This is a genomic window from Lentibacillus populi (assembly GCA_014642895.1).
GTDB lineage: Bacteria > Bacillota > Bacilli > Bacillales > Amphibacillaceae > Lentibacillus_C > Lentibacillus_C populi.
In genome coordinates this window covers 20692-36945 of sequence record BMJD01000030.1, presented here as the reverse complement: position 1 = coordinate 36945, position 16254 = coordinate 20692, and the positions used below count along the sequence as shown (strand labels likewise).

14 protein-coding genes are annotated in these 16254 nt (G+C 42.4%); 11 read left to right on the top strand and 3 right to left on the bottom strand.

Features of this window, described 5'->3' with window-relative positions; translation table 11 throughout:
* The 11 genes from IEX12_RS15995 (at nucleotide 1) to IEX12_RS15945 (ending at nucleotide 12665) form a co-directional block, all read left to right on the top strand.
* A complete protein-coding gene (locus IEX12_RS15995; protein ID WP_188725489.1) occupies nucleotides 1–858 on the top strand; it encodes an efflux RND transporter periplasmic adaptor subunit in 858 nt (285 codons plus the stop codon).
* Nucleotides 855–3920 (top strand): efflux RND transporter permease subunit, encoded by a 3066-nt coding sequence (locus IEX12_RS15990; protein ID WP_188725488.1) that lies wholly within the window; start codon nucleotides 855–857, stop codon nucleotides 3918–3920. Before IEX12_RS15995 ends, IEX12_RS15990 begins: the two co-directional genes overlap by 4 nt.
* Nucleotides 3921–4928: 1008 nt before the next feature.
* On the top strand, nucleotides 4929–5303 hold the full coding sequence (locus IEX12_RS15985) for a hypothetical protein (protein ID WP_188725487.1): 375 nt from the start codon (nucleotides 4929–4931) through the stop codon (nucleotides 5301–5303).
* A 66-nt stretch (nucleotides 5304–5369) separates the two neighbouring features.
* Nucleotides 5370–6041 (top strand): Crp/Fnr family transcriptional regulator, encoded by a 672-nt coding sequence (locus IEX12_RS15980; RefSeq protein WP_235000451.1) that lies wholly within the window; start codon nucleotides 5370–5372, stop codon nucleotides 6039–6041.
* Between the two features lie 186 nt (nucleotides 6042–6227).
* Nucleotides 6228–6710, top strand: coding sequence for a c-type cytochrome (locus IEX12_RS15975; RefSeq protein WP_088052251.1), 483 nt, complete (start codon nucleotides 6228–6230; stop codon nucleotides 6708–6710).
* Between the two features lie 2 nt (nucleotides 6711–6712).
* Nucleotides 6713–8584: a Sec-dependent nitrous-oxide reductase gene (gene nosZ / locus IEX12_RS15970; RefSeq protein ID WP_088052252.1), complete on the top strand. Its 1872-nt coding sequence runs from the start codon at nucleotides 6713–6715 to the stop codon at nucleotides 8582–8584.
* A 91-nt stretch (nucleotides 8585–8675) separates the two neighbouring features.
* Nucleotides 8676–9242: a hypothetical protein gene (locus IEX12_RS15965; protein WP_088052253.1), complete on the top strand. Its 567-nt coding sequence runs from the start codon at nucleotides 8676–8678 to the stop codon at nucleotides 9240–9242.
* The gene (gene nosD / locus IEX12_RS15960) at nucleotides 9235–10563 is read left to right on the top strand and encodes a nitrous oxide reductase family maturation protein NosD (RefSeq protein ID WP_088052254.1); all 1329 of its coding nucleotides are present in this window, start codon (nucleotides 9235–9237) and stop codon (nucleotides 10561–10563) included. The genes IEX12_RS15965 and nosD overlap by 8 nt, the downstream gene beginning before the upstream one ends.
* 8 nt (nucleotides 10564–10571) lie before the next feature.
* Complete coding sequence (locus IEX12_RS15955) at nucleotides 10572–11372, top strand: ABC transporter permease (protein WP_235000507.1); 801 nt, start codon at nucleotides 10572–10574, stop codon at nucleotides 11370–11372.
* The gene (locus tag IEX12_RS15950; RefSeq protein WP_088052256.1) at nucleotides 11365–12048 is read left to right on the top strand and encodes an ABC transporter ATP-binding protein; all 684 of its coding nucleotides are present in this window, start codon (nucleotides 11365–11367) and stop codon (nucleotides 12046–12048) included. Before IEX12_RS15955 ends, IEX12_RS15950 begins: the two co-directional genes overlap by 8 nt.
* A complete protein-coding gene (locus IEX12_RS15945) occupies nucleotides 12033–12665 on the top strand; it encodes a hypothetical protein (RefSeq protein ID WP_088052257.1) in 633 nt (210 codons plus the stop codon). The genes IEX12_RS15950 and IEX12_RS15945 overlap by 16 nt, the downstream gene beginning before the upstream one ends.
* A gap of 1032 nt (nucleotides 12666–13697) precedes the next feature.
* Here IEX12_RS15945 and IEX12_RS15940 read toward each other — a convergent pair.
* The 3 genes from IEX12_RS15940 to IEX12_RS15930 form a co-directional block, all read right to left on the bottom strand.
* Complete coding sequence (locus IEX12_RS15940; protein WP_088052258.1) at nucleotides 13698–14141, bottom strand: threonine/serine exporter family protein; 444 nt, start codon at nucleotides 14139–14141, stop codon at nucleotides 13698–13700.
* A 210-nt stretch (nucleotides 14142–14351) separates the two neighbouring features.
* A complete protein-coding gene (locus tag IEX12_RS15935; RefSeq protein ID WP_088052259.1) occupies nucleotides 14352–15095 on the bottom strand; it encodes a threonine/serine exporter family protein in 744 nt (247 codons plus the stop codon).
* Nucleotides 15096–15814: 719 nt separating this feature from the next.
* Nucleotides 15815–16243 carry a DUF2935 domain-containing protein gene (locus IEX12_RS15930; RefSeq protein WP_088052260.1) on the bottom strand — a complete coding sequence of 143 codons (429 nt, stop codon included), beginning with the start codon at nucleotides 16241–16243 and terminating at the stop codon, nucleotides 15815–15817.
* Between the last annotated feature and the right edge of the window lie 11 nt (nucleotides 16244–16254).

Here is a 16254-nt window from a genome sequence, read left to right as displayed (position 1 = left end):
ATGAAACGAACACTTTTAGCAACACTGGCAGTCGTACTAATTGGACTGCTTACGGCATGCAATCAAGATGATAAGGAAAACAAGGAAGTGAAGGAGACCGTTACCCCTGTTGAAACGGCGAAAGTGAAACAGGGCGATTTTGTTATCGAAAAATCAATCTATGGCCGCACAGCACCAGCCTCTTCAACTCCAATCATGGTACCCAATCCAGGGGAAATCACCGCACTTGAAGTAGAGAACGGGGATACGGTTGATAAGGGTGATGTAATTGCGACCATTTCTGGCGGCCAAACTATTTATGCAGCAAAAGCCGGCGAAATTGCCAATTTAACTGCTGAAGAGGGTTCGATCGTATCCAATGAGGATCCAATAGCGGTAATTGCCGATTTTGCTACGTTGAAAATCCAATTAACCGTCACGTCAGGCGAATTGAATTTATTTGAAAAAGAAGCGAAACACAATGCTACAATCGATGGGAATGAAGGGAAGGCAGAAATCACTTCCATTGCAAAATTGCCAAATGATACAGGGCTATATCCGGTTGAAGCGACGATGGATAACGAAAACGAGGAGATGTTACCAGGAGAAGTAGCAACACTTTATGTACCCGAGAAAAAGGTCAAGGACACACTGATTGTACCAACCGCAGCGATTACGGAAGATGGCGGGGAATCGTTTGTCTATGTTGTAAAAGACGATAAGGTGGTAAAAACAGATGTAAAAGTAAAAGAAGGACAATCAGACAAGACGGCAATTGAAGGTGAACTCAAAAAAGACGCTGAAGTCGTAACTAGTGGACAATTGACACTTGAGGACGGCAGCAAGGTCAATGTGGTGAAAGCGGGGAATCAGTCGTGAAGCTAGTAAACACCTCTGTCAAACGACCTGTTGGCGTGATCATGATCGTCCTGGCGATTTTGGCGCTGGGCTTTGTATCAATGCGAAATCTGGTCATCGATCTATTCCCAAAAATTGATCTGCCGATTGCGGTTGTTGCGACAACCTATCAAGATGCAGCACCGCAGGAAGTAGAAAACTTAATCAGCCGGCCAATTGAATCATCCGTCAGTTCGGTGGAAGGAATTGAAACCGTTCAGTCCCAGTCCCAATCCGGTTCATCACTCGTGATGATGATGTTCAAGAATGGCACTGATCTTGACCAGGCATTACTCGATGTCCGGGAAAAAATTGATCAAACAAAGGGACTATTGCCAGAAGATGCTGGTGACCCAAGCGTTCTGCGGTTTAGCCCGGATCAAATGCCAGTTATGTGGGTTGGGTTAACCGGAAAAGATCCGGCAGCCTTAACAAAAATTGCCGAGGATCAGCTTGTCCCGTTTTTCGAACGACAAGGTGGTGTCGCATCGGTAACCGTTGAAGGTGGGAAGGAACGGGAAATACAGCTGGTTTTGGATCAGGCAAAATTACAGCAATATGGCGTTACACCACAAGGCTTGACCCAGGCATTAAACAGCTCAAATAAATCCCTATCAGCCGGGTCAGTGGAAAAAGGAAATCAGGACCTGCAAATTCGTGTCACTGGGGAATTTGACTCGATTGATGATATTAAACAAACGATTGTTCAAACGGAAAATGGTGCTACGATTCATGTAGAAGATGTTGCCAAGGTGAAAGATACGTATAAAGCATCACAGACTGCAACACTCGTAAACGGTGAACCCTCTGTTGTACTTTCAATCATGAAAAAGACAGATGGTAACACGGTTCAGGTATCGGACAATATTAAAGCAGGTATGGACGAAATAAAAGGAAGTTTGCCGGCGGATGTGAATTTGGATGTTATCATTGATACGTCTGAGTTTATTACACTTTCCATCAACTCCGTCGTGCAAAACATTCTGCTTGGCGGGATCATTTCCATTGTTATTTTGTTGTTATTTTTGAAAAGCATCCGTGCAACCCTGGTTATCGGGCTTTCCATTCCAATTGCGATCATTTCCACGTTTACCTTAATGTATTTTACCGGGGAAACGTTGAACGTCTTAACACTTGGCGGATTAGCGCTCGGAATTGGGATGATGGTCGACAGCTCGATTGTCATTCTGGAAAATATCTATTCCTACCGACAGCGTGGCTACAGTTTATTTGAAGCGGCCACAAAGGGTGCATCGGAGCTTGCCCCGGCCGTTATTGCCTCGACAACCACGACACTCGTCGTATTTTTGCCGATTGTCTTTGTAGAAGGGATTGCGTCCGATTTATTCACGCCGCTTGCCCTGGCCGTTTCCTTTTCCTTGATCGCGTCGCTCGTTGTAGCGGTAACATTGGTGCCAATGCTGTCATCAAAACTGCTTTCAAAGGCGATGGAGGATCATGGCCGACGGTACTGGTTCGACCGTTTTATGAATCGTGTGAATAACGGTTACCGGAATGTTCTAAAATGGGTATTGAAACATCGTAAAACAACCGTCTTCGGAACACTTGCGGCGATAATCGCAAGTTTGGCACTTGTTCCATTTATTGGTGCTGAATTTATCCCGGCCTCCGATCAAGGGCAAGTGCAAATACAAGTCGAAGCCCCGGCGGGAAGCTCACTAAAGCATACAGAGGAGATTGTCGAGCAAGTAAACGGGAAATTGGATGCGTATGAAGAACTAATGGAAACGAGCTATGTAAGTGTCGGCGGTAGTGGCTTCGGTGTTGGGGCTGCAAGTGGTGATACAGCGACTTACACGATACAGCTTATCCCATCATCAGACAGGGAGAAAACAACAGATGATATCGTTCAGGAAATCAATAACGAGATAAAAGATATCCCTGGTGCTGAAATTACCGTTAGCTCGATGGAAAGCGGAATGAGCATGGGCGATCCGGTACAAATTCAATTGAGCGGGCCAGAACATGAAGTATTACGGGAACTAAGCGATCAGGTTGTTGCAAGTATTTCTGACATTAACGGCGTTTATAATCCGGAATCGTCCGCTGCTGAAGGTGTACCACAGCAGACGATCACGATCAACGAAGATAAGGCGGCTATGTACGGGTTAACACAGGAGCAAATTACCGGTCAAATTCAATTGCAGTTTACGGGCCAAGCCGCAACAAAATACCGCGAAGCCGGGCATGAGATGGATGTAACGATGATATATCCAGAAGATGAGCGCAGTCAAATCAGTGATTTGCAAAATATGAAAATAACGTCGCCATCCGGTGCCGCCGTCCCACTGGAGGATGTTGCGGAATTCAAGGAAATGCAAGGTCCCGTTACACTACAACGGGAAAATCAACAGCCACAATTAAATGTGACAAGTGATGTTGTTGACCGCGATCTTGCAGGTGTTGTCAGTGATATCGAAGCAACATTGGACGAGATGAATTTTCCAGAGGGTTACAGCTACAAAATCGGTGGTCAAGCAGAGGATATGGCCGATTCATTTTCGGACTTGGCAATGGCATTGATCTTCTCGATATTCCTGGTTTACGCCGTAATGGCAGTGCAGTTTGAGAACTTCCTTTTCCCGTTCATTATTATGTTCTCCATGCCAGCAACGGTCATCGGTGTTATGCTTGGTTTATTCGCAACTGGATTACCATTAAGTATCCCAGCCTTTATCGGGGTTATCATGCTGGCCGGAATCGTCGTCAACAACTCCATTGTTTTGGTTGACTATATAAATATTCTCCGGCGCAAAGGGATCGATCGCTACGAAGCTATTTTACAAGCTGGTCCAAGCCGCTTGCGCCCAATCCTGATGACAACCTTGACAACGATCCTGGGAATGGTGCCACTCGCACTCGCATTAGGGGAAGGCGCCGAAACACAACAGCCATTAGCAATTACGATCATATTTGGCCTGGGTGTTTCCAGTATCTTCACCCTGTTACTGATTCCAGTTGTGTATACGTTGTTTGATGATTTGACAGGGAAGATTACGAGGCGGAAGAAGAAAAAAGCATAGCGTTTTGTTGTATGGGATCCCTGTTTAAGCTAAGTAGTTCACTTACTGTGGAGAAAATATCATTTCCTATTACAAATAGTTTATAGTTTATTTAACACCTATTTTAACCGTGATTTAACAAACAAAAACGCTTGGATAGATTAATCTGTCCAAGCGTTTCTTAATGCCTTATATTGATTGACACCTAATTGAATCGAAGTGACGAACGACCGAACGCGGAGGAAAAGACATCATTCAGTAACTCAGCATGGGCATGAACGACCAAACGCGGAGGAAAAGTCATGATTGGGTCACTCAGCAAGGGCATGAACGACCGAATGCGGGGGAAAAGTCATGATTGGGTCACTCAGCGTGGGCATGAACGACCAAACGCGGAGGAAAAGTCCTCATTCGGTAACTCAGCATGGGCATGAGCGACCGAATGCGGAGGAAAAGCCATCATTGGGTCACTCAGCATGGGCATGAGCGACCGAATGCGGAGGAAAAGTCCTCATTGTGTAACTCAGCATGGGCATGAACGACCGAACGCGGAGGAAAAGCCATGATTGTGTAACTCAGCGTGGCATGAGCGACCGATTACGGAGGAAAAGCCATGATTGGGTAACTATGAGCGACCGATTGCAGAGAAAAACCCTTTTTCAGCCCCTACAAATGCTCTATTAGCTTTATTACAATTGGATCTTAATCTAGCAATGAGAATACATACTAATTGGCACCATAATAACATCTATTAGTACAAATATGTTAATTTGTGTACTATTTTTGATGTTAAAAGAGATGTTATTTATTGTTATATCAACGGATGTAGCATACTAATCACCTTAAGATTTGGTATGCTATTTCACTTATTAATTTAGTTTTTCTCCACCAATAGTGAACTACTGACGTATATGTGTGGATCCCTTTATTTGTGCGACCCGTTTATGTTCAGTGTGGAAGCTATGTACACGAATGTGAAGGCTGCTGGTGAAAGTCATGGATCCGCCGATCGAAAGGAGGAAGCCGCTGATGAAAGTTGGAAGGCCGCTGATCGAAAGGAGAAAACCGCCGATCGAAGCCGAGAAGCCGCCGATCCAAGTCGGAAAGCCGCTGATCGAAAGGAGAAAACCGCCGATCGAAGCCGGGAAGCCGCCGATCCAAGTCGGAAAGCCGCTGATCGAAGGGAGAAAACCGCTGATCGAAGCCGAGAAATCGCTGATCGAAAGGAGAAAACCGCCGATCGAAAGGGGAAAGTCGCCGATCAGAACCAGAACTTCAGCGATCCAAACTCGTTTCGCTAATGTTCAAAGAGCAAAAGCAAATGTTTGTAATTTACTCCATAATCCACCATTCCGGCATCTTCCTTTTACACATTCATTTATGTCCGTTTTTAAACAATTATGAATTATGGTTGTAAACAAGTAAAGCTATGGTACGATTTATATATCAGGAAATAAGGGGATGTATAACGTGGATAGGTTGGATAACTTTGAATTTTTATCCTACTTCAATGAGGATGAGCTGAAAAAGCTAAAAAAAATGTTGCATAGAAGTACGTTTAAAAAAAATCAGCAATTGTTTGCAGAAGGAGATCCAAGGGAACGAATATTTTTGTTGAAAGATGGTTATATAAAATTGGAGAAAACGAACCTTGATGCAACGATGCTTTATATTAATTATGTTAAGTCGAATGAGCTTTTTCCATATGTCGGTTTGTTTACAGAGGAATTTTATCGTTATTCCGCATATGCCCTAACAGATGTTTCGGTCTACTATATTCCAGTTCAACAATTTGAATCACTGATTCGTTCGAACAATGAGCAGTTATTTTTAATAATAAAAAAGTTGGATCGGCTTACAAAACGGCACCAGGATCGACTGCAGACGATTTCCACCCCATATGCAACAGATCGGGTAATTCAGGCGCTTAACTATTTGGTTCAGAACTTTTCCTCCAAAAAAGGAGAAGATTTTGTTGTTGATGTGCCCATGACGATGACCGAGATTGCCAAATTATCCGGGGCCAGCCGCGAAACAGTTTCCCATGTTTTTAAAAGACTAAAATGTGATGGAATTTTGTCTATGACGAGGAGACAAATTATCATCCGTAATATCAATTATTTTAATGAAAAAAATGCATAAAACCTCATAAAAACCGGACATTTCATTGTCGGGTTTTTTTATTTTGCAAAATGAATGCCCCCAGTCCTAAAGATTTTTTTGCCAAATCCTTCACAAGTAAGTTGTGATGAATTTCACATATAAACGGATTGAAGTGATTTATGATCAATTATGAAATCATTATTTCAGTTGCAAAGGAGGAGGAAAATGAAAGTTAACAGTATTATTTTTATCGTTGGTTTTCTTGTTGCGTTTACCGCCGGTTATTTATTTTTTGGTAGTGATAACAGTTCTGCCAACAAAGATGAACAGCCTGCTGAAACGCAAAATTTATCAGATGATGAGGCGTCAGCAGATGATAATCAAGCAGCAAGTGACAAGTCAACAGCGAAGTCTGAAGAGGGGGATGCAACCGTACCAGCCGAGGCAGCACCGTTAAGCAGAAATAATTGCCTATCCTGTCATGCGATTGAATCACTTGGAGCTAAAGGTGGTACAACAGGTCCAGATCTTTCGAACGCGTTTACCGAGGTGGAAGGTAAACATGGCAAACCACTAGAAGAATTTTTAAAAGAGCCCACATCAGCTGTAATGTCAGGTGTGATTGGGGACAATCCATTAAAAGATGAAGAAAGAAAAGCGATTATTGAAGCGTTGAAAAAAGCTGCTGAAAAAGGAGGTCAATCATAATCATGAATGCCAGTTTGACGAAAGTCTTATCAGGAATAATTGGAATTGCAGCAGGTTTATTGGTTGCCTTTCTGGTCTTTGGCAATACAGGATCAAGTGATATGGCTACAACCAATAAGCAAAATAAATCGAACGCTGAAAAGGTGTATGTTCCACCTGGAGAACATGATGAATATTACATGATGGCATCTGGGGGCCATTCCGGACAACTTTTTGTTTACGGACTTCCATCCATGCGCTTGATCCGTCAAGTTCCTGTATTTAGTCCAGATCCAGCCACAGGTTATGGATTTGATGATGCATCAAAGGAAATGCTTAATGGCTACAAATGGGGGGATTTTCACCATCCAGCCATTTCCGAAACCGAGGGGGAATATGATGGGCGTGCATTGTTCGCGTCAGATGTCGGAAACAACCGGGCAGCATACGTTGATTTAGAAACGTTTCACACAACCGATATACTAGAAATTCCAAACGTTTCTGGTCCGCACTGTGCAGCATTTGTTACTCCAAATACGGAATATTTATTTCTACCAACACGTTTTAGCGTACCGATAGGCGGAGAATATGCCGAACTGGATGAGTACAGTGAGAAATACAAGGGCGTTATGACAGCAGTGAAACCGGATGTCAAAAATAAAAAAATGGATATAGCCTTTCAGGTAATGCTGCCACCATGGGCTTATGACTTATCGGATGCTGGTAAAAAGCTATCAAACGGATGGAGCTTTCTTTCTACTTATAATACAGAAGAAGCAACGACAACGTTAGAAATCAATGCATCGCAAAATGATCGTGACTATATCGTGATGTTTAACTGGAAACAAATTGCCAAGGAAGTAAAAGACGGTAATTTTACAGAAGTAAACGGTGAAAAAATGTTTGACCCTGCAAAATATCCTGGATCGGTTTATTTAGTTCCCGTTCCGAAATCTCCTCACGGTGTAGATGTCACCCCAGATGGTGAGCATTTCATTGCCAGTGGGAAACTTTCACCTACGACATCGATGTATAGTTTCGAAAAAGCGCTAGAAGCCATTGAAAAAGAGGATTTCCAAGGAGAAGCGAAAGGACTGCCAATTCTTAACTATGATAGTGTCATTGATAAGGAAGTTGAAGTTGGTTTAGGGCCGCTTCATACACAATTTGATAATAATGGAAATGCTTATACAACGCTGTTTATCGATTCACAAGTGGTGAAATGGAATCTGGAATCTGGAAAAGTTATTGACAAAGCAGAAGTAGCCTATTCCCCAGGTCACCTGGCAGCTGTGGAGGGTGATACAGCAAATCCTGGTGGAAAGTGGCTTGTATCGCTGAACAAAATTGCCAAAGACCAGTACCTCTCTGTTGGTCCGTCACATCCGGAAAGTATGGATCTGGTTGACATAACGGGTGAGAAAATGGAACTGGTAGCAAATGCACCATCACAGCCAGAACCGCATTATGCGCAAATTATTAATGCAGATAAGATTAAAACAACGGAAGTAATGGATAAAGATGAAAAGCGCAAAAATGCTGTCTGGAGTAAAGATGAAGCTCATATCGAACGCGATGGCGATGAAGTGCACGTTTATGGTGTTGCATTTCGGTCCCGGTTTGTATTTGATGCACAGAGTGATAAGCCGGATGTCGTCAAGGTAAAAGAAGGTGATACGGTTCATTTTCATATGACAAATATTGACCGGGATGAAGATATTACGCACGGTTTTGGGATCAATGGTTATAATGAAAACTTTGAAGTACAGCCGGGCGAGACAAAAACACTCACGGTAAAAGCGGATAAATCAGGAACGTTCCCAATTTACTGCACCAACTTCTGTTCGGCATTGCACCAGGAAATGACCGGATACCTCCTTGTGGAACCGAAATAGTGACAGATCGTCAGCAATTTGAGACACATAGAGGTGCAGTGAAATAAACTGCACCTCCCAATCAACATGTCATGATGAAAGGGATGAGCATATGGGACGAATTAGTTTCAAGGGAATGCTGGGGTTAGTTCTTTCCGCTATTTGTTTTGCCGTATCCATATTTTTCCCTTGGTGGGCACTTCGGCTAACTGCTCCACAATATAAGGAAGGATTATATATGTGGGTATATCCGTATAAAATGGAAGGTAATCTCGATATTATCAACAGTTTGAACCATTACATCGGCATGAAACAGTTCAGTGAAGCAACATTTCCAGAGTTATCATATCTCAGTTATATTGTTGGTGGCGTAGCGATTTTAACGCTTGTCATTGCTATCAGCCGAAATCGCACATTGCTTGCCGGTTGGACAGTGATTATTCTGGCACTGGGTATTGTCGGTATTTATGATATTTATCGCTGGCTGCACACGTTTGGTGCAAATTTATCATCTTCTGCTCCTATTGAAGTTGACCCGTTCACACCACCAATCTTTGGCACAAATCAGCTAGCAAACTTTGAAACATTCTCATTTTTTTCATACGGAGCAGGTTTCGCAGGGATAGCTATTTTTCTCTTGCTTGTCGTTCTTTGGAAAGGAAAAGAACGTCATGTATAGACGGATGATTATTATCGTGTTTACAGGTTTATTTTCCATGCTTTTTCCGAAAACGCTGCTGGCTGAAGAAAGCGAATCAATTCAAGCATTACTGGAAAAAGCAAAGCCAGGAGATACGATACAACTCGAAAATCGTGTTTATCAAGAGGATGTCGTAATCAACAAGCCTGTTGTTATCAAAGGTGCTGGCAACACCGTTATAAAAGGAAGTGGAGATGGAAATGTTGTCACGCTAACACATGATGGAATCACACTGGAAAATGTAACAATTAAAAACAGCAGTTCTATCCTTGATAAAGACTTTGCAGGAATTAAAATTTATTCGAATGACAACAAGGTGATGCATATACGGATTGAAAACAGCCTTCATGGTATTTATTTAAGTGAAAATAAAGGGAACAAGCTGATTGACAATACCATTACTGGTGATCAAAAGCGGAATCAGTCGCGACGGGGAAATGGCATTCATTTGTTTCATTCATCAGAAAATGTCATTAAAGGAAATACCATCGATTCAGCACGAGATGGGATTTACTTTTCGTTTGCTGAACATAATCAAATAAAACAAAACACCCTAACCGGCAATCGTTACGGACTTCATTATATGTACTCGGATCAAAATACATTTTACCAAAACGAGTTTTTTGAAAATGTTGGCGGTGCAGCTATCATGTATTCGGATGATATTGTGTTAAAAGAAAATCGGTTCCATGATCATTATGGTCTGCAATCGTTTGGCGTACTTCTGCAAACAGCCAATAATGTAAAAATGATCGATAACCAAATCAATTTTAACCAAAAGGGAATTTTTATGGATCAATCCAATCGAAATGTTTTAAAGGACAATCAAATTATAAATAACCGGATTGGAGTCGATGTATGGTCGAGTTCGGTTGATAATATATTTTCGGAAAACAGGATTATCGGAAATAATCTTCAATACAGCACAAATAGCGGCAAGGACGCTAACAATTGGAGTGAAGCGGGAATTGGAAATGCATGGTCTGATCATACGGTAGTAGATTTAGATCAAGATGGAATTGCCGATAACCCTTATCAATTTACCTCGGCTTTTGGAGAAGTGCTTTCTAAACAGCCGCTTGGAACGTTATTTCTGGACAGTCCGGCTTTGGGTCTCTATGAAAAATGGAATCAACTAATTGGAACAGATACCAGCAATATAAAAGATCCGTATCCAGTCAAAGTAAATCAATTGGCTTTTTCGATATTTCCATTTGGATTAATAATCATTTTATTGACGATAGGTGCTTTGTGGATAGGACACAAACGGGCAATACAGGTATGGGGAAGGGGGAGATAAAATTGGTGATGATCGTAAAAGAGTGGAGAGAATATCACCGTAGTTCTTTGTTGCTTATGACAGTTGGCCTTGTAGTACTGTCAGCATGGTTTGTTGTATTTCAATATCATGGTATGAACGTCTCTGTCTCATTTCGTACAGGTCTCGTGCCAATATTTCAAACTTCATTGTACTTTTTGCCGCTTCTGGCTATCTTTTATGGAGCGTTTTCCATGGCATTGGAAAAAAGCCAGCGAACGCTGCCGATTCTGTTGGCTAGAGGCATGACGGTTCCACAATTCGTATTGCGTAAATTCGTCTCTCTTTTTTCAGTATTTTTGCCAACCATAACGCTTGCCTATCTCATTGCAATGATTCCTGCCAAAATGGTTTTTGAGAATTTTGATATAAGAGAGTTTGCTGTTTTTCTGTTCTCAGTACTACTGTTGAGCGCTATTTTCATTACGATTGGTATTTTACTAGGCACAATCATTAATCAAAAAGTGACGCTGGTCGGATATATTATCGGCGTATGGCTAGTGTTAATTTATTTAGCTGACCTGTTGCTCATGTATTGGCTTCCGTCTGTTGCGATGAATGAAGTATTCATGTTTTCCGTCATTTACTTTTTATCACCAGTCCATGCGGTCCAATACTTTTTGTTTGTTCAGCTTCATATTTACCAGCTTTCTGATTTAAGCGCCGTATACGAACAATTTATTTTTGAATCGCCTTGGCTGATTCTGCTGGGAAATACGGTATTGTGGATTGGCATGTCTATGTGCATATCTATTTATATATTGAAGCGAAAGGGTGTTACCCATGATTAAAGTAGAAGGTGCAACCCAAATATATCGTTTGCAAACGATCTTTGACGAAGCAAACTTTGTCATCGAACGAGGTGAGCGTATAGCAGTTGTCGGAAGAAATGGGGCTGGGAAGACGACATTATTACATGCATTGGCAGGTTTTACCCGATTGAAGAAAGGCACGATAACAATTGACGGGAAGCGTGTATACCATCCGGGGGCATGGAATAACAAGCTTTCTTATTTACCCGAAAAATTCCAGCTATACGCACAGCTTTCGGTGGAAGAAAATGTACAATATTTTGCTGATACACTGCGATTGCCCAAAGAAGTTGTAAAGCAGTCGCTTACACATACAAACATGTGGGATCATCGAACAAAACGGATGACACAGCTGTCCAAAGGGATGCTGCAGCGGGTAGGGTTAAGTATTGCACTTATAGGTGAGCCGGAATGGATTATTTTAGATGAGCCGACATCGGGACTTGACCCTTTTGGGCGAAAAGAATTTCTCCGGCTTTTGGAGCAGATTGATTCAGAGAGGCAAACGCTTTTGTTTACAACACACCACTTTGATGAAGTAAAACAGCTGGCAACACATGTGCTCTATTTGCGTGACCGTACAGTAAGCAAAATGAATTCTGTTGATTTTTTACACCAGTTCGAAGGGAGCATGTCGATATGTGGAAATGGGTAATGTTGATCATCATAACGATTGGATTGTTTGGTTGTTCCCAAACAACTGAAGACCAGAAAGGAAATGACGATGAAAAAGACACGCAGCAAGAAGACCAGTCAGTATCTGTGGCAGAGAAGGCAAATTCTGACACGATAGTAGCAAAAGTGGCTGACCATGAAATAACAGGCGAAGACCTCCATTATGAAATGAAGCGACTGGCGCTGATTTCCAAGTTGCAGGGTGCCGAAAAGAAACAGGAACAGCCATCTTCCCAAATAGCGATCCAGGAATTGATCCGCAATCATATCATTCATCAAATCGCGCAGGAAGAGGGAATAACAGTTGATAAGTCCAAGCAGCAAAAACGTGCTCAATCTGTTCGTCAGGATGTTGAAAGCAGTGACGGATATACTGATTTAATGCAGGGAATTGACGAAGAAAAATTCTGGTCAAGAGAAAAAGACCGATATGAAATCATATTGGAAGCAGAAAAACTCATTACAAAGCTAATGGATGGCGTGCAAAAAAAGCACCCGGATTACAGCAAACAAGCATTAAAATTTGACGCCCAAAAGGAATTGGAGGAAATCATTCAAGAAGAACTAGCAGAAACAAATGTAGAAATATATGATTAAAGACAGTGGGAACATGTAGAGCCCAAAACTTGTTTCGCTAATATTCACAGGCTTTCACTAAAGTTCACGCTAGTCTATTTAACCTGAATTCCCGGAATGTATAACGATGAAAACCTCATGAATCTCTTTCGTGCCAACTGTTAAGGGATTTCTTATGCCTCGTTACACTTTAGAAAGTATAACGAGGAAATGCAATACTACCCAAATGTATCATTGTAGAAAACTGTTGATTTGTCAGCCTACACAAGATGATGGCTACCAAATATATGCTACCTCGTTATAAATGGTGGGAATCCAGGATTTAACGGACACGTCAAAAGATAATCGTGTATATTTTAATTTCAGAAGAGGAAGTGTTTATTATGGGGAAGCGCGTGTGCCGGAATGCATAAAGTATAATTCAATATTTTAATCGTTGAGGAGGGGAGAGCTGCTTGGCAAGTAGCACGTGGAATGGGGTTTCGTGATTCTACTGTATGTAAGTGGGTTTCCAACTAGTGGAATTACCAACATGTCGCGGAAAACATACGTTAAGCAAATTTCGACATAAAAGAACCATATTTTTTATACGCCAAGACTGTTATAGGTGTAACAAAACTTATTTTTTCCTTATTATCTGAACATAGATAAAGAGATAAGTTATGAAAAATCTCATAAATCCTTTAGTAACAAGGCGTTCAGTAACTTTCTGGAACACCCCCTTAACGAATGTTTTCAGCGTTTTGCTGGTAGGACACCTATAAGTAGATTAAACTAATTCAAGAGGTGGTACTTATTAATCTTGAAAGGGGGAATATTGTTATCCACGATTAAATAGTCTTCCGGAAGCAATCATAAAACCCGGGGAAATAAATGATATCTCGCCGGAAATGAAAACATCAATGGGGCATCATAAAGCCGCCGATCCAAGTCAGGAAGCCGCCGATCGGAGTCGAGAATCCGCCGATCCAAAGTAGAAAGCCGCTGATCCAAGTTGGAAAGTCGCCGATCGGAAGCAGAAAGCCGCCGATCGAACGGGGAAAGTCATCTATCTCACCCTGCCCGCCGCCACACCCATTTCCGGATCAACTGATTCACAACTTCAGAAAACATCAATCCAATTGCAATACCGCCAGACAACAGCATCACTTTCGCTGACAATTGAACCGCGGTGTAATAGTCATTTTCGACAAAGTTGCGCATGGCATCATACGCACTTCCACCTGGTACAAGTGGTATAATTCCGGACACGATAAAAATGATGATCGGGGTTTTATACAGCTTGGCACAAATTTGGCTCAGGGCACCTACTAACATCGCTGCAAAAACTGTTGCGGGAACAACATCCATTCCTTGCTGTACAAGTAAAAAGTAAAGAATCCAGCCAAACATGCCAACCAGCCCGCATTGAATTAAGGCTTTTCTTGGTGCATTAAATAAAATGCCGAACCCGGCTGCTGCAATGAAGCTGGTAAAAAGCTGTGCAATGATTGTCATGTTGATTCTCCTTTTGGTTGGTGAAGTATTTTGGAACGTAATATGAGAGCGGCGTTCGAGCATCGACCCGAGAGCGAGAACATCGGTCGTATTCGAGTAGATATCGACTCGAGTGTGCGAATATCAGCCCGGGTGCACAGGCATCAACCGGTTGATTGCGGGTATCAGCCCGATCACTCCAATCATCTACACGAGTGTTCAAACGTCAATCTACAATACCCCAAAAACTACTGCAATGCCCGCACCGATTGCGAATGCAGTCAGCAATGCTTCTACGCCCTTCGATACACCCGCTACCAAATGACCGGACATTAAATCGCGTACAGCGTTGGTGATAGGCAGGCCTGGTACGAGCGGCATCACCGCGCCAATAATAATTTTGTCCAGTTCCACTCCCAGACCACTATAGATAAATCCAAATGCCAGTAGCCCAATTACAAGCGAGGCAAAAAATTCTGCAATAAATCGAATTTCGACAAGCCGATCACAGCCTAACATCGCGGCAAATCCCATCCCACCAACAATAAATGTCGGGATATAATCAGGCCATGTTCCGCCAAACATGATAGTAAAGCTGCCGCTGACAAATGCTGCTGCAACAATTTGCATCCAGCTCGGAAATGTTAGCTGAGTATGATCAACTTTTTTCAGCATTGCTAATGCTTCAACAAGATCCACGCTGCCAGCTGTAACTTTCCGTGATATATCATTAACATTCGAAATTTTATGTAAATCAGTTGAGCGTTTGGAAATGCGAATAAAAGTCGTTGATTCAGCAACATCAGTCGAAAAATTGATGCCGGTTGGGGTTGCATAGCTCTGTGCATCAGCCAACCCATAAGCCGCTGCGATACGATTCATGGTATCCTCGACACGATAGGTTTCGGCACCACTTTCCAGCATAATTTTCCCCGCAAGTATACACACCTTAGAAATCGAAACCGGTTCATGCACTCGTGTTTCACCCCGCAACTAAAGAAATCTGTACTAATCCATGCCAATAGTATAATGGCAAATGACCCGGATGAAAAGAATAACAAGTCAAGGAGTACTCCCGCATGACGTTACTTTATTTATGGAGGATTAATTGAAGATCACGTCGTTCATGCCCATGCTGAGTTACTGAAAGATGACTTTTCCTCCGCAATCGGTCGTTCATTCCCCTGCTGAGTGACCCAATGATGACTTTTCCTCCGCAATCGGTCGTTCATTCCCCTGCTGAGTGACCCAATGATGACTTTTCCTCCGCGTTCGGTCGTTCATTCCCCTGCTGAGTGACCGAAAGATGACTTCTTCTCCGCGTTCGGTCGCTCATTCCCCTGCTGAGTGACCGAAAGATGACTTTTCCTCCGCGTTCGGTCGTTCATGCCTCTGCTGAGTTACCCAATGATGACTTTTCCTCCGCGTTCGGTCGTTCATTCCCCTGCTGAGTGACCGAAAGATGACTTCTCCTCCACAATCGGTCGTTCATTCCCCTGCTGAGTTACTGAAAGATGATTTTTCCTTCGCGTTGAGTAGTTGATTAATTTCTGGTATGTGTAATGCCCGGGACTTTTACAGATCGCCATTACATTTAAATCAGTAGTCTAAAAGTTTAATAAAAAACGTGCTACTGTATAATTTTAGTAGCACGTTAATATAAAAAATTGCATTCTTTCAAATCAAAGGAATGCTTAATTCTGGTCATACAAAATCGTTTGGGCAATCCCTATAAAATACTCCGATTCATCAACAATATGGTCAATCACAACTTTTGCCGTCTGATTTCCGGAAACAGCTTTACTCTCCGTCTTAACTTGTCGGCAAAATTGGATAAAAGCAACACTTTCCTGCAAGCAGAATGACACAAGGTCAAGTACCTGCTGATACAATTGCGGTGAAACTTGGTTGTTGCTTCGAATGACCGACTCCACAAAACGGGTTACATGCTGGTGTGTCGTATTCAATACATCCTCCCATCGTTTAAGTGCATCGACAAATTCCTGTTCCAGATTCTGCACAAGCTCCCGCATGACCACAGTATGCTCTGCTTCCTGCTGCTTCCAAAACTCCGCCTCATCCAGTACCCGAAGCGGCATCTGACTTCCGTAATAATACTGCACCCGACTATCCC